This window comes from Parcubacteria group bacterium (genome assembly GCA_041657845.1).
Lineage (GTDB): Bacteria > Patescibacteriota > Minisyncoccia > Moranbacterales > JAKLHP01 > JAKLHP01.
On sequence record JBBABD010000016.1, the window covers coordinates 1 to 15522 of the forward strand.

Sequence of the window (15522 nt, forward strand, 5' to 3'; positions counted from 1 at the left end):
TTCGACAAGAAAGGCAAGCAGGAGTATTACAACCGAATCCGAGCATTATTGGAATGCAAGCCTTTCCGTGCACTCCCAGTTTGTGCATTAAATTATCCAAAAGAAAGGCGACTCTTGCCAAATATCCCCAGTCTTCCAAAATAAACAGAAAAAGATAAAACGGGAAAATATACGGCAAGACGATTCCGATTAAAGCGACGGCACTTTCTATTCCGCTCCAAGCCAATAAAGATAAAAATGAGGTGCCGAAAATATTTTGAAAACCGAATTGCCATCCTGATGATATTTCCTCCAACCAAAAAGAAAGGTGATCTCCGAATTGGAAAATAGAAATGAAAACCAAGCTGAAAATGGCAATCATAATCGGATAACCCCAAATCCTATGACCAGTCAAATTATCTAACCATTCATTAAGACTGACTCTTTGAGGTTTTTTGGTTTTCATTACTTCCTCTATTATTCGTGAAATTAAATTGCACCTTTCATCGGCAATTACTATAGGAGAATCTTGACCGTGAATTTTTTCCAGCTCCAGACATAAATTTTTTGCCTTCTCCAAAACTTCTGGTTTATTTTCCTTAACCATTTTCTCCACCTGCTTGTCCCTCTCTAAAAGTTTTATCGCTATCCATCTTTTAGGATAAGGAATTTTAATATTCCCTAAAATATCAATCAAATACCTTATTCTTTCCTCTATTTCTTTTCCATATTTTAAAAATTCTCGTAATGGATTTTTCTTTGCCAATTTTATCCCTTCAACCAAACATTTATTTATACCCCGACCATAAATGGCTGCTACTAGAACAACTTGGATATTCAACAATTTTTCCAGCTTTTTGCTGTTGATTTCAATTCCTTTTTCCTCAAGCAGGTTTGCCATATTCAAAGCCATAACCATCGGTCTTTCTAATTCCAGAAGTTGCAGAGTAAAAATTAAATTTCTTTCCAGGTGTGTCGCATCAACTACATTAATTATGAAGTCAGGTTTTTGAATAGCGATATATTCACGTGATATTAGCTCTTCCAGGGAATAAGTTGAAAGTGAATAAATCCCAGGCAAATCCAAGATGTCAATCGTATAACCTTTATACTGCAAGGTTCCCTCCGCTTTTTCCACAGTTTTACCAGCCCAATTCCCAATATGCTGATGAAGCCCTGTCAGATAATTAAATATGACGGACTTGCCAACATTTGCCTGCCCTGCCAGCACAACATTCAATTTTTTGTTTTTCACATTTATTTGACCCATACTTTTGAAGCGATTTCCCTACCCAAAACTAGCTTGCAACCTCTGACTTCAATTTCTATCGGACCGAAGAATAATGTTTTTTTCAAAACTTTTACAAGCGTATTCGGAGTCAGTCCCAAGTCAGCCAGTCTTTTTGCAGCCTCTTTGCCAGCATCAATAAGAGCAATTTCCGCACTTTGGTTCATTTTTAAATTCGTCAAATTGATTGATTTTTTTTCATTCATAAATTTAGAAGTTTTGCATTTCAATTCTATCACAAAAACAGAGTTTTGACTCTGCTTTTGCAATGGTTAAATTTCTAAAAATTATTGCGCCGTCCAACCTCCGTCAACATAAAGAATTGAGCCAGTCACATATTTCGATTCATCAGAAGCTAAATATACGGCTGCGTAAGCGATATCATTCGGTTCACCCATATGTCCCAAAGGCGTAGCCGAACAAATTACTTTATTGGCTTCTTTATTATCCTGCATTCCTTTGGTCATTTGCGTTTTAATGAACCCTGGAGCAATTGCATTCACTCTGATTCCATCAGACGCCATTTCTAAGGCGGATGTGCGAGTTAATTGATTAACTCCGCCTTTGGAAGCACAATACGCTCCGGCGGTTTTGAAACCGACCTGCCCCAGAATTGAAGTCATATTAACAATGGAACCTTTAATGCCTTTTTCTTTCATATAGCTACTTGCTTCCCGTATGCTGTAAAAAACTCCGCTTAAGTTGATAGCGATTACTTTTTCCCAAACCTCATCAGACATAGTGACTATTTCCCCCACCAGTCCAATGCCGGCGTTATTGACCATAATATCCAATTTCCCAAATTTTTCCACAGCAGCATCTATTAAATCTTTCACTTCTTCTTTTTTGGAAGTGTCCGCTTTCACAAAAATTGCATTCTCTGCTAATTCATCAGAATAAGGATTCACATCTGAAAAGACCACCTTGGCGCCTTCCTTGAGATACATTTGGGCAATCGCTTTGCCCAAGCCAGAAGAAGCTCCGGTTACGATTGCCACTTTGTTTTTTAATCTCATAGTTTTTGTTTCTATTTTATGTTTTTTTGCAAAAATATAAAAAGATAATTTTAATTATTAAAATAATTTTTCACGCATCTTAAATTCATTACTTTTGGCAATAAATTCCTATAAATCAGAAATGATACTGAAAAAGCAATAACAATACTACCTATAACATCAATCGGATGGTGTACTCCAGCCAAAACTCTGGCGATGCCCACTAGCATAGCAAGCATAAGAAGCAATATTCCTAATTTTCGGTTTAAATAAAAAATGATTGCAGATATAGCGCTACTCAGTAAAACGTGGTCTGAAGTAAATCCATTATCTGGTACGTGAAAAATTAGAGGCACTGAATGACTTAAAGCAAAAGGACGTGGGTTGTAATAAAAAATTGATAGTGTTTTTGCCACTATATAAATAGCCGGTAAGGATATGAGACTGAATATGATAATCCGCCGTTGTCTGTCTCTTGACTGCTTTAGAAAATATAAAAAAGCAATAATCATTATTAAAAATATCAAATACTTCGCTCCGAAAATTATCAGATTATTTGATAAATATCTCATAAATAAAATTTTAAGGCTATGATACTGAACTATAAATATTTTCCGTATACATCTGGGTCATAATAGCAATTCGGATTAGGAACTTCATCGGGGTCAAGACAGCATTCCATATCCATATGCCCTTTCTTGTGGTCTTTTTTATCGCTCTTATGCGGATGGTCGTGTTTATGATTGCAAACTTTTCTTCCCAGACTGTCCACATCATAAACATACGGCATCGGAGCCCTGACCACTGGCTCAATACTTGCCTTCGGTCTCTTGATGTCAATCAGATTGAAAGTTGAGGCTGCTGAAATGAATTCGGGAATATTTTGAATTATTTCTTTTTCCGATTGGATGGTTTTCTCTTCCTCGCCTGACAGAATTGGGACAATGTTATACATATAATCGTCGCTGGTCAGAGTGTAGAAATAGGCGGGATTGTAACAATCGTCATCGGAAGGAATATAAATTTGTTCGGCTGGATAATCTTCGTTTTCCGCCAGATGACCTTCAATTGTTTGGCAAGCACCTTGTTCTTTCAGTTCTTCGTTTTTAACAGTCGGGAACTCATCGGTACCGGAAAGTTCCTTGATTTTATTAACATTATATACCACCACATCAAAACCAATGTAGTGGTTAGCATCATTAATTTCTGATTTTCTAAACTCGTAGCGGTATTCCCATTTGGCTCCTTTGGTGGCACTTTTTAGGACTGGCTTTTTCCAATTGTCTGGATATTTCAATTCAAAGCCATACCACTGAGTCTGATAGGTTTTCCAATCGGTTGTATCAATAGTCGGATTTTCCGCTTCGTTTTCCTCCATAACCGCCTGCTCCGTTATTTTACCTGCTTCTGGCTGAATGAGTTTATATGACAGTTTCTTGTGATTCGTTATCAATAAAGCCATTAGTCCGATGGACATTGCTGTGATAACGATATCTCTTACTAAGTTTTCCTTGCAGAAAATAGCACCACATACCGATTTTTTATTTTTTTGCTTTTCTTTTTGTTTTTTCATACAAAACCAACGCTTCAAGATACTTACAAATACTTTTTTAGACTATCTTAAATTTCGCTTCTTGGCAACAAAAAACACGCCCTACTCTTCAATCCTCAATGCCCTACCTTTAACAATCGCTTCGGCAATCTTAATTCTGGCAGAAGATAAAATCCGCTGGAAAGTGCTTTGCGAAGTATTCATTTTTTCCGAGGCTTCAGTTTGTTCCAAACCGTCAAAATCTTTTAGCTTCACCGCTTCCATTTCCTCCTTGGTCAAAACGACCTCCTCCAAATCATACATCGGAATTCCTTGGGGTTTAAAATAATGGGCTTTGGGTTTAAATCTCAAACGTTTGCATAATCTTGGTCTGGTCATATTATTTTCTTCTATTTTTATTCTATAAAAACAGCAACCGCAATTACCGTTGTCCATAAATTATCTTTATTCCCTTCTGCTGATTGAGTAATGTTTGTTGTTTTAAAAATATATCCTGAAGATTTATAAACTTGTTCCCTTTCTTGCCAAGCGGTATCGGAATCAAAATCTACGCCCAAAGTTGTTGCCAGCATCGTAGCCGCCAAATCCTCGGCATACTCTCCTGCCTTTTCGCCCTTTTCTCCGAAAGCATGATGTTCTGAAAGATAACCGTAATGATTATTATCCTTGGGAATAGCCAATCCGATAGAAGCTGAAATCAATCTATTGGGTTCATTATTATCATTTCTTGCCATAATGCAATAAGTTATTTCTCCAGCATTCAATAATTTTTCTCCTTCTTTTTTCGGAATTATTTTGCAATTTGGAGGAAAAATTGAAGAAACGCAAACAAGATTGCACTTTTCAATTCCCGCATCTCTTAGAGCTAATTCAAAACTTGCCAGCTTATCCTTATGCACTCCCACTCCTTTTGTTAGAAAAATTTTTTGCGGTACCATTTTTGTTATATTGTTTTAAATTGATTATTTTCTTTCTAAATTTATATTACACTTTGGACATTTTAAATTTGAGCAAGGAACGCCTCTTTCGTGCAGAACGCTATAACCACATTTAGGACAAACGCATTTTCCATCAGGTCCTTTACCAACGGCCTCTTCTATTTTTTCCGTAAACTTTCCTTTTCTTTGCCAGCCAAAGCTCTTACCGAGACTTGGTTTGTAAAAACTATTTTCAATTTCGTGACTGACAATTTGAATGACTACATACTGCAAGCTTTCAATTCCATTGACCAATTTTTCTCTCAAGATATCGGAAACCTTAGTTGCCTCTTCCACTTTTAAATTGTTTGGCAAATTTATTTCCAGATTAGCGGTGACTGCCGAACCTTTCTTTTGTGTCTTAAGCGAAACTATTTCAATATTTTCATTTTTAGCGATTAACCTTATGACATTTTCAATTTTTTCTCCAGCCGAAACATCCAATAGCGATTCTGTAGCTTCTTTACCGATTAAAAAAGCTTCTTTCATTATATACAATCCCATCAACATCGCCAAAAGAGCATCCGCATAAATCCAATAGGGAGTCAACAACAATCCTCCGACAATCACCAAGGAAGTGTAAACATCAATTCTGGAATGGACTCCATCAGAAAGCAAGCTCAAGGAATTTTCTTTTTTTCCGTAATAAATTTTGAGTCTGGCCATTATTTCATTGGCAACAGCGGTAAGTATCATAACCGAGAAAGCCAAATAGCCAATTTCAATTTTTTCTGGCTCAAAAAAACTTTTAAAAGCATTGTAAATAATACCAACTCCAGTTACCGCAATGACTATCGCAATAATAACCCCGCTTAAAACTTCAAATTTGTAATGCCCATAAGGGTGTTCCTTGTCTGCTGGCTTTCCTGACATTCTAATTCCGATATAGCTGATGGCTGAGGAAAATATATCCGCAAAAGAATCAATTCCTGCCGCCAGAATTGCCGATGAATTGGAAAAAATACCGACAGCAATTTTACCCCCAGCCAACAGAGCATTTACCAGTATTGATATGATTGCGATTTTTTCTTTCATACATTTATATTACAATTTATCCAAACATTAGCCATTGAGGTTTAAAAATTAACAGCAACCCAATAATCAACATAATCAATCCGCCAATCAGTTGCGAATATTTGGAATATCTCGTAGAAATCCCAGTCATTTCCAATGTAACCATCGCCATAAAGAAAATAAACAAATCGTCCAGCATAAAAAAGAAAATATAAAGCAAAATATACAGATAATATTGCCATTTGGAAAGTTCATTGAGTGCCAATATCTGTGTGTAAACCGCAGGAAGTCCTGCTGAGCAAATAAGTTCTACCAGATTTACCATAAAAGCTAAAGCAATAATTCCTCCCAAGGCTATCCAAAAGCTGTTTTTACCGACAACTGATTTTAATTTTTGGAAAACTTTTTGACGGTTTTCATCGCTGACTACTTTACAACCGCTCTCTTTATTAAACAAAAATTCCCTAAGGCTGTATCCTCCTCCTAACAAAGCCACAATTCCAATAGCTATTCGTACCCAGACAACAAAACCTAAAAATAAAATGAGATTGAGCCAAGCAGACATAAACATAAAATAGACAGAAGCAGAAGCAACTATGAAGGCTGTTCCTAAAATCCACATTCTTTTTTTATCTTTCATTCCTAAGAGCAAACTGATAAGGAACAGTAGTGTCCACATCGCACAAGGATTGAATCCGTCCAGAAGCCCCATAATTATAGTAATGATTGGCAAAGAAAATTCGTAAACGTTAATTTTACCAATAAATGGAAGCTTGATTACTTTTTCTTTTCTGTTTTCTTCAGACACGCTATTTTGTTTTGAGTCTTCTTTACTTCTATCTTCGGAATTTATTATATTTTTTATTTTATCAGGACAACTGATTTTATCACATTTTTCTATTTGATTTTTAATTTCTTCTGAAGTTATATTTTCGGCATATCCAACAAAAAATTTGTCACCAATGACTGAAAATGGAACACCTGTGACATCCGCATTTAATGACTTTCCGACTTTTTGCAAAAACAATGCGTTTTCTTTATTGCGGTAAATTTCAAAACTTTTTATTTCCAAATTTGGATAAATTTTCTGCATTTCCTGCAAAAATTCTATTTCTTTGGCACAATGTGGACAGCCATCGCCATAAAAAAAATATGCCTTGACTGAATCGGAAGCGTTTACTCCCAAACTTGCCTGAAAAAATGTGAACACTGAAATAAAAAATATAGCTAACGTTTTTTTCATAAAGCTACCTGTCTTTGTTTTGGTTGATAAGTTCAATCAACTTGTCTTCATCAACTTCTCCGTTTAATCTTAAAATTTCATTCTCCTTGTTATCTAAAAAAATGAAAGTTGGCAAAGTTCTGTCAATTTTGTATTTTTCTACCATTTCTTTGTCACTATCAAAATCATAATATTCAGTTTTAAGCCAAGAATTTTCTCCTTCAATTTTTTTCCATCTCGGCTTCATTACCAAACACCCAGAGCACCAAACGGCTCCGAATTTGAGCACTTTCATAAATCTTGTTTTAAATTGTTATTCATCTCTATATTGCGAATGATTTCCTGAAACAGAACTTTGTATTCAGAATTTATTTCAACAATGGGCTTCATCTTAATAGTCGCATCAACAAAATCTTTTCTGTATGGAATTTTTCCCAATATAGGAACATCGTTTTCCTTGGCAAATTTTTCTATCTTCAAGCAAAAATTGCTTGCCAAATCGTGCTTATTGATAACTATTCCGTGCTTGATTTGAAAATGGCGAGCCAGGTACAAAACTCTTTTCAAATCGTGAAGAGCTGAAGGTGTCGGTTCAGTTACAGCGACAATATAATCCGTACCAACCAAAGAAGCGATTACTGGGCATCCCACTCCTGCTGAAGAATCTATTAGCAACATTTCGGATTTTATCCGATTGCTTATTTTATCCGCATATTTTCGGACTTCCGCCACAATTTCTCCCGAAGCCAATTCGCCCAGTTTAAGTTCTCCTGAAATCAAATTTACTTTGTAATTTTTTCCCTCATAAATTGCACCTATTTCTTTTTTGGATTCTGAAATAGCTCCAGTCGGACACGCTACCTTGCAAGCCTTGCAACCAATGCAAACATCTTTAACGAAAGCAGGGTATTTATTTTCGACAAAAACAATGGCGTTTTGTTTGCAGACTTCAGCACATTTTCCGCATTTGATGCATTTCTTAAAATCCCATTTGGGAATGGCTTGATAGACTGTTTCGGTTTTTTTTCTTTTGGCAGAAATTATAAGATGGTCATTGGGGCATTCCACATCAGCATCAACCAAAAGCGTAATGTATTTTTTGGCAAATTCAATCGCCAAAGAAGTGGCAACCATTGATTTCCCCGTTCCGCCTTTTCCGCCAGTAATGGCTATTTTCATATTTTATGTTCTTCACAAACATCTTCAGAAGACGCTTTTTTAAGTTTATCGTTTTTCCATAATTTAAAAATCTCTTTGACTATTTCCGCCTGATGGACATATATTTCTATATTAAATTCTCCGCATAGATTGAGGGCTTTCGGACCCAAGCCTCTGCAAAGCAAAACATTAGCACCGTGTGCTTTCATCAGTTCCGGAGGCAATCCTTGTCCGCCCATATGTTCGCTGGTATTGTCTATTATTTCCAAAACTTCTCCTTTTTCATTAAGAAATGTGTAGGTATTGCATCTGCCGAAATGCTCAGCAATTTTATCATCTAAACCTTTCTTACCATCTGTTGGAATTACGATTTTCATATTGGGTTATTTTTTAAGTTTTTTATCAATAAACTTTTGAAGAATGTCATTGATTATGCCCTCTCCGCTATATACTTCAATATTGAATTGTTTTAGGACATCTATTGCTCTGGGTCCTACGTTTCTGGCGATTACAACATTGACATTATTTTCCACTAAAAGCTTGGCAGCCGACATACCCGCTCCACTAGCCTGATTTTCATTGTCGTTCTTTATTGCATCCGCCTTCACTATTTTGCCGTTTTCAATTTCTGCAATGACAAAGTATGGGCATCTGCCGAATAATTCAGCAACACCATCAGACAATTCTTTACCTGTTGAGCTAATTGCTATTTTCATAAAATTGGAATCTTAAATAATTATTTCTTATTTTTAATCTCTTCCAAACGGGCTTTGACCGCTTTCAATTCTTCTTCTAGAACTTCCGCTTCTTCGGAAAGAATTTTCGTTTCTTCTTTTTTGTCTACACTCGGAGCAGGATAGTATCCCCAAAATCTTCTCCAGCCTAATCCGCGACCACCGCCTTGTCTTCGTCCATAAATCATACCGCCTCCCTGCCTGCCGGCAGGCACGGCGCAAGGTCCCATTCCTCTTCCTGACATCGGCCCCATTCCCATCGGACCTGTTCCATTTTGTCTTGGCATATTAATCACCTCGCTTTCTATTTTATTTTTTTAGTTGAGCCTATACTATGAATATATACCCATTATATATTACTGTCAATCACATTAAAAATTTCAAAAAAGCACCCATCCATTGAGTGCCTCATTTTTCTTTTAGCAACTCCGGTCGAGGATCGTCCTCGACTAAATTTTAATAACACAAAAACAGGGGTTTATCCCTATTTTCTGATAATCTAGATTAAATAAACTGCCTACAAAGATGCGTTCCCTGCCGATTCAACCAACGCACTCATATCCTCCAGTGCTTTTTTTGCATCCTCCTTGCTTTCAACTTTGTATTTTTCCTCTTCTTCAAGCACATCCGAATAGTCAGTTTCCATATTACCTATTTTTGCCTGATTATTGGAAGCTTTGAAAAACAGCGATTTATTGAAAAAAGCGAAAAATGAAACAACAGTCAAAATAAGAATTATCGAGATTAAAGAAAATAGAATAATTTTTTTATTTTTGTCCATATATTTCTAATTTTTTAACTCGTCGAGAGCATCTTGGATGCTTGCTTTTAGAGTATCATTAAAATAATCCATCATATCTTTTCCTGAAATCCTAATTGCTTCGGAAGCGCTTCTTACATTATCATCACTGCTATCATCAGCTTTTAGAAGTGCAATGTAAGCATCAATTTTTTCCAGTAAATTATCTGCCTTATCTTTGAATGTACTCAGATTACTTTCGATATTATCAGTATCAATGTCCTTGGACTGTAGAAAAGAAATGATTTTTTCCGCTCGGCTTTCAATTCTTGTGATTTTCTCGGATTTTTGCTTTTTCATTCCCTCGGCTCTTTGAAGCTGATTTTCCCCCGATTTTTTTCCATCTTTTATTTCTGGAACACATGCCAATTTGCTTTCCGTATCAGTACCATTATTTTTGGCAGGAGCTTTCATGCAAGTTCCTGTTATGATTATTTCTTCGCTACTATCAGGCTTGGTCATAGAAAAAGAACATTCGGCCTTTTCATCTTTACTACTGCAAGCAGTAATAGCTTCTTCTGAAGATCTGAGTTGCATGCCACCCTTCTGCATTCCATTTTGTTTTCCATCTCCATCTTTTCTTTCCGGAACGCAAGCCAATTCATCCTCGTTTTTTGGATTTTTTTTGCATATTCCGCTTATTGAATCGCTGGCATCAGACGAAGTAAATGAACAGGTGTCTTTTTCGCTTGCATCATCGCAAGCAGCAATAGCCTCACTGGATAAAGTGGGCTTTTCCCCTCCCACGAGACCTTCTCTTTGCCCATTTCGCATATTTCCCTGACTCATTCCGGCCTGTGCATTGACAAAAGAAAAGGCAAAAAAAATTCCCAGTGCTGTTGTCAGAACACTGACCCCTGCTACCATGTGACAGTTTTTGTTTCTCATGTTTTTTTATTTTAATTATTACCTTAGAAATTGCCCAGTTTGTTACACTTAAAAACGGGGCTATTTATTTATTAATACGACTAAAGAATCAACTAGGATGCAAAAATAAAATAGAAGATTCTATGAAGTCCGAAAAACGCAAAAAACACCATTTAAGGTGTTTTAGTAAATTACTTTTCTAAAACTACTAAAATAATAATCTTAGAAAAGCGAAGGGGTTGGAGCTAATGGTTCAGCTCAACCCCCGTATTTGTGGAAACCCTACAGACGTAACAGAGGCTCATCAGCACGCCTCAGCAATTCGGCAATTTCATTCCTATTAAGGGATACGAGATGCCGATGATTACGTCCCCCGTAGCTTTCTTCCAATGTCTTGTAACGAACGGTGGGATAAAATCATTCACAGGAATTACTCTGCCATCCAAGGTAACATTTTTGTAGTTAGTATCGTCTATTACCCAGACCGCCAAGGTGTCTCTAACGGCCTTATCCAGACGGAACATTTCCTTGTCCAGGCCATCGATAAAAGCTACTATCCTTTCATAAAGCTGTTTCATGAAACCCTCAAATCAGTCATTCATTTCAGAATGTTTAATCCTGCTCCAGCTTCCAGAAGAGATTCCTTTCTGTTTCCCGATTCGGAATCGCATATGTTTCTGTCGTGTCCGATTACGACTATCGGCCTGTCGAATATTTTGGCGTAAGGACGAAGTCTTTCGACTTGCCGTTTTTCGTGCTCTTCATTTCTGAAATTGTTGATTGCATAGCTGACGACATTTCCTCCGATGGAGTTTATCAGCTTCTCAAGCTCCATCATCTGTTCGATAGGACTGCTCTCTGGGGTGGAAACTAACACGAAGTCAGCTCCTTTCAGAGCGCTGGTAGCTTCTTCCATCCGTTGAACATACCTGTCAGCATCTTTACTCTGATATTCACTATAATCTGTTCACTTTTTATTAGATCCGAATCATATATATCACCTGGAACAAGTTCAAATAAAAAGAAAGTTATTGTACTTATAGCAAATATGGATATAAAAAAAGTAGCGAGATTATAAATTATTCTTTTTAGCATATGTGATATGCGCTTGTTACATCCAATAAATTCATCAAATATATATCCAACATACGAAAGCTTAATCTGCTACAAATGGCAGTCTAGGACATCGCCCCATACTGTTTGCAGAAATTCAGTTTGAGTTATTAATTTTTATTTAATTTTGCATGCACAAAAGATAATCTTCCTGCGGTATCATGTATATATCCTCCAGCGCTACCATTTTCAATGTAATTCATTTGGTTAATATATAACGGAATTACGGGATAATCTTTCATCAAAATATCCTCTGCTTGATGAACCAATTCAAATCTTGTTTTTACATCAGATTCAGTTACGATTTTAGTATATAGATCATCGTATGAGCTATTTGAATAATGCGCATAATTGCTTACATCATTCGTCTTAAGAGAATAAAGGAAAACTGAAATATCCGGATATTCGGCCAACAAATTAACAGGTGTGAAATCATAATCACCCGTATTGCGCTGTGCCGTCATTATTTTTTTATCCAAAGAAACAATTTTTACCTCAATTCCTATTTTTGCAAGTTGGTTTTTGAATATTTCGGCATTCGCCACATTGTATCCAATGGTATTGCATAAATAAGTTAAGACTGGAATTCCTTTCCCGTTAGTGTATCCTGCTTCAGCCAATAATTTCTTTGCACGTTCTATATCTGCCGTACTTTCAAAATATTTTTTTGGATAAATTTCTCGATAATCGATTCCCTTGTCTGGCGTATGAAATCCAGAAGGAATAAAATATTGCATTGGAAAGTTTCCCTTTCCAATAAGTGAAACCATATTCTCCCTATCCAGAGCAATGTTTATAGCTTCTCTAACGCGAACATCTTTAAAGATTTTTTTATTTAAATTAAACTCTACCAATCTTGTGTAAACAAAATTTGCGTATTTTACATCATCTACCTGCGCCATTTCATCAGGCTTAAGGGTATATTCAACGAAATCAAGTTCGCCAGTTTCGTATGCGTTAATAATTGTAGTGGCATCCGCCATGAGGAGAAAATTAATATTTTGGATAAAAACATTATTACTATCCCAATATTGTTTGTTTTTCTCGATTGATAAACTTGTATCATGTTTCCATTCGCGAAGCTTGTAAGCACCATTTGTCACATAAGTATCAGCATTTTGCGTCCACTTATCTCCATTAGCTTCAATGATGTTTGATTTGACGGGATAATATCCTGCTAGCGTTGTTAAGCTGAGAAAATAAGAACAAGGATGTTCCAAATTCACTTCCAAAGTGTAAGGATCGATAACATTAATTCCGACTTGAGACGCATCTATCTTGCCCGCATTATAGCTTTCCGCATTTTTTATATAATAGAGATAGTAAGCAAATGAAGAAGCAGTTTCGGGATTAAGCGTTCTCATCCAAGCATACTTAAAATCTTCTGCAGTAACATTGGAACCGTCCGACCATTGGGCATTATTGCGTAAATGAAAAGTAAATTGGGTGTAATCGTCGTTTGCACTCCAACTTGTTGCTACGCCCGGTACAAAATTACCCTTTTCGTCAAAATTAACAAGTCCTTCAAATAAATTTGTAAGTATAGAACACGCATCCATCGATAAACATTTTGCCGGATCAATACTTACCGGCTCAACCGATACTGAAACATTGAGAGTGTCTTTTATTGACGACTTTTGATTTTTTTGGTTGTTATTAAAAGAGCATGCCGATAGAGAAAATACACTTAAAACAAGTACACCAATTGAAATTATCTTTTTCATTTATTTAAGTTAATTTTTAAATTATATTAAAACTGCTTTAATCCTTCTTACGCCAGCCGAAGATGATTCCTCTTTCTGTATTTTAAAATGCCCTAAAACGCCTGTGTGTTCTATATGAGGCCCTCCGCAGATTTCCTTACTAAAGACTACTCCGTCTTTTTGAATAGTGTAAACGGTTACTTTTTCGCCATATTTTGCATCAAAAACACCCATTGCACCGCTAGTTTTTGCTTCGTTAAGTGACATTTCCTCTCGCAAAACCTCTGCATCAGCCAAGATTACCTCATTCACAAAGTTTTCCACCGCCTTTTTCTGTTCATCAGTCATTTTCTCAGGATGTGAAAAATCAAAACGAAGTCTATCTGCTGTAATATTGGAACCTTTTTGAAAAATACTATCACCCAAGACTTTGCGCAAGCCTGCCAGCATTAAATGAGCTGTGGTATGCAATTTCGTCGTTTTTTCATTGTCATCCGCTAATCCCCCCTTAAACATACCGGCTGAAGCCGTACGTGAAAGCTCCTGATGTTTTTTAAGTTCCTTATTGAAAATTTGTATTACATCTCCTTCTTTAAATTTTTTAAAATCCCTATCCTTCAATTCCTCCAAAATTAATTCCAAAGGAAATCCGTGAGTTTGATATAAATCAAAAATTCTTTTTGCAAAAAGTTGAGTATCGCTGTGATAATCTGTTCCTTCTGGAGTAATCTCTGGCAGATTATTAATTGTTTTATTGAGTATTTCCAATCCTCTAACAAGCGTCTTTCTAAACTTATTTTCCTCCTTTTCTAACTCTGAAAAAATTAAGTTTCTATTTTTTTCTAGCTCCAAATATGAATTTTTATACATTTCAATCACCACTTCTGCAATTTGTTTGACGAAGTTGGTTTCAATTCCAAGTAAATGACCGTAACGAATTGCTCGCCGGATTAGACGACGCAATACATATCCTTGCTGTGTATTACTTGGTATCACTCCATCCGCAATCAAAAATGTAGCTGCTTTCAAATGATCGGTAATCACACGCATGTCATAGGCACTAGCTGATTCGCCATATTTCTTGCTAGATATCTCTTCTATTTTTCTGATAATTGGCGTAAACAGATCTGTTTTAAAAATATCTGGATCTCCATTTTTAGCTGCCAATATTCTTTCTAATCCCCCACCAAAATCAATGTTGCCCTTTGGCAACAGCTCAAAACCTTTCTCCGTTTTTACATACTGCATAAAAACATTATTGCCAATTTCCAAAAATCGCCCACAATCACAATTCACATGGCATGATTGATCCTTAAATTCTGAATTTTCATGCAACTTAAGTTCAGAGCCAAAATCCCAAAACATTTCACTGTCCGGTCCACCTGGTTCACCTAACGGCATATTAATTGGCACACCAGAACGAGACCACCAATTTTTTTCAACATCATAATAAAAAATTCTGCCACCTTGCATCCCATTTTTTTCTGAAAAATCAATTGCTTTCGCATCAATACCTGCACCCCTGAACAGCTCTTGCCAAATATTTACAGCTTCATCATCTCGTGAAATTTTTAATTCTTCATCTCCTCGAAAAACTGTTATATATAGCTTTTTTGGATCAAGTCCAATTTCTTTAGTCAAAAATTCAAACATCCAAGTAATCTGCTCCTTCTTGAAATAATCACCAAGAGACCAATTGCCAAGCATTTCAAATGTTGTCGTATGTCTACTATCACCAACCTCTTCAATATCGACAGCTCGAAAACATTTTTGAGAATCAACAATTTTGGTTCCCAATGGATGTTTTTCTCCTAAAAGATACGGCACCATGGGTTGCATACCAGAACTAGTAAAAAGCGTTGTTGGGTCATTTTCAGGAATCAAAGAAGCCGAAGGAATAATGGTGTGTCCCTTAGACTCAAAAAATTTCAAATATTTTTCTCGTAATTCCGGTGCCCTCATAATGCCAAATATATCATACGTAGTAATTATTTTGTACAGTTAACACCATGAGGTAACACTTGGTATAGTTAGGGGTAACACCTGTTAACTATTTAACCAATGGATATGCAAAAAACCAAGTACGACCGCAAGCAAAGGATTAACTGGTATCGGGAGGTT

General features: G+C 36.3%; 20 protein-coding genes. All 20 read right to left on the reverse strand.

Translation table 11 applies throughout. The features are described from left to right. On the reverse strand, positions 1–1234 hold a 1234-nt coding region (gene feoB, locus WC906_03385; protein MFA5777454.1), incomplete at its 3' end, for a ferrous iron transport protein B. Between the two features lie 2 nt (positions 1235–1236). Then, positions 1237–1473, reverse strand: a complete 237-nt coding sequence (locus WC906_03390) for a FeoA family protein (GenBank protein ID MFA5777455.1) — start codon at positions 1471–1473, stop codon at positions 1237–1239. Between the two features lie 81 nt (positions 1474–1554). Beyond that, positions 1555–2283, reverse strand: a complete 729-nt coding sequence (locus WC906_03395; GenBank protein MFA5777456.1) for an SDR family NAD(P)-dependent oxidoreductase — start codon at positions 2281–2283, stop codon at positions 1555–1557. Between the two features lie 50 nt (positions 2284–2333). Further along, on the reverse strand, positions 2334–2834 hold the full coding sequence (locus WC906_03400) for a phosphatase PAP2 family protein (GenBank protein MFA5777457.1): 501 nt from the start codon (positions 2832–2834) through the stop codon (positions 2334–2336). A gap of 29 nt (positions 2835–2863) precedes the next feature. Next, positions 2864–3835, reverse strand: coding sequence for a hypothetical protein (locus WC906_03405; GenBank protein MFA5777458.1), 972 nt, complete (start codon positions 3833–3835; stop codon positions 2864–2866). A gap of 81 nt (positions 3836–3916) precedes the next feature. Continuing rightward, positions 3917–4249 carry a DUF134 domain-containing protein gene (locus WC906_03410; GenBank protein MFA5777459.1) on the reverse strand — a complete coding sequence of 111 codons (333 nt, stop codon included), beginning with the start codon at positions 4247–4249 and terminating at the stop codon, positions 3917–3919. Beyond that, complete coding sequence (locus WC906_03415; GenBank protein ID MFA5777460.1) at positions 4210–4752, reverse strand: arginine decarboxylase, pyruvoyl-dependent; 543 nt, start codon at positions 4750–4752, stop codon at positions 4210–4212. The genes WC906_03410 and WC906_03415 overlap by 40 nt, the downstream gene beginning before the upstream one ends. 24 nt (positions 4753–4776) lie before the next feature. Beyond that, a complete protein-coding gene (locus WC906_03420; protein MFA5777461.1) occupies positions 4777–5826 on the reverse strand; it encodes a cation diffusion facilitator family transporter in 1050 nt (349 codons plus the stop codon). Between the two features lie 16 nt (positions 5827–5842). Beyond that, entirely contained in the window at positions 5843–7048 is a 1206-nt protein-coding gene (locus WC906_03425; GenBank protein MFA5777462.1) for a hypothetical protein, read from the reverse strand. Positions 7049–7052: 4 nt separating this feature from the next. Further along, positions 7053–7322: a thioredoxin family protein gene (locus WC906_03430; GenBank protein MFA5777463.1), complete on the reverse strand. Its 270-nt coding sequence runs from the start codon at positions 7320–7322 to the stop codon at positions 7053–7055. After that, positions 7319–8206, reverse strand: coding sequence for an ATP-binding protein (locus tag WC906_03435; protein ID MFA5777464.1), 888 nt, complete (start codon positions 8204–8206; stop codon positions 7319–7321). The genes WC906_03430 and WC906_03435 overlap by 4 nt, the downstream gene beginning before the upstream one ends. Further along, positions 8203–8562 (reverse strand): NifB/NifX family molybdenum-iron cluster-binding protein, encoded by a 360-nt coding sequence (locus tag WC906_03440; protein ID MFA5777465.1) that lies wholly within the window; start codon positions 8560–8562, stop codon positions 8203–8205. Before WC906_03440 ends, WC906_03435 begins: the two co-directional genes overlap by 4 nt. 6 nt (positions 8563–8568) lie before the next feature. Further along, positions 8569–8901, reverse strand: a complete 333-nt coding sequence (locus tag WC906_03445) for a NifB/NifX family molybdenum-iron cluster-binding protein (protein MFA5777466.1) — start codon at positions 8899–8901, stop codon at positions 8569–8571. Between the two features lie 20 nt (positions 8902–8921). Then, a complete protein-coding gene (locus tag WC906_03450) occupies positions 8922–9206 on the reverse strand; it encodes a DUF5320 domain-containing protein (protein ID MFA5777467.1) in 285 nt (94 codons plus the stop codon). A gap of 230 nt (positions 9207–9436) precedes the next feature. Continuing rightward, positions 9437–9700, reverse strand: a complete 264-nt coding sequence (locus WC906_03455; GenBank protein MFA5777468.1) for a hypothetical protein — start codon at positions 9698–9700, stop codon at positions 9437–9439. A 6-nt stretch (positions 9701–9706) separates the two neighbouring features. Beyond that, positions 9707–10606, reverse strand: coding sequence for a hypothetical protein (locus WC906_03460; GenBank protein MFA5777469.1), 900 nt, complete (start codon positions 10604–10606; stop codon positions 9707–9709). Between the two features lie 293 nt (positions 10607–10899). Next, a complete protein-coding gene (locus tag WC906_03465) occupies positions 10900–11163 on the reverse strand; it encodes a hypothetical protein (GenBank protein ID MFA5777470.1) in 264 nt (87 codons plus the stop codon). A gap of 20 nt (positions 11164–11183) precedes the next feature. Continuing rightward, positions 11184–11501: a hypothetical protein gene (locus tag WC906_03470; GenBank protein ID MFA5777471.1), complete on the reverse strand. Its 318-nt coding sequence runs from the start codon at positions 11499–11501 to the stop codon at positions 11184–11186. A gap of 307 nt (positions 11502–11808) precedes the next feature. Continuing rightward, complete coding sequence (locus WC906_03475) at positions 11809–13422, reverse strand: peptide ABC transporter substrate-binding protein (protein ID MFA5777472.1); 1614 nt, start codon at positions 13420–13422, stop codon at positions 11809–11811. Positions 13423–13443: 21 nt separating this feature from the next. Further along, complete coding sequence (locus WC906_03480; GenBank protein ID MFA5777473.1) at positions 13444–15363, reverse strand: alanine--tRNA ligase; 1920 nt, start codon at positions 15361–15363, stop codon at positions 13444–13446. Between the last annotated feature and the right edge of the window lie 159 nt (positions 15364–15522).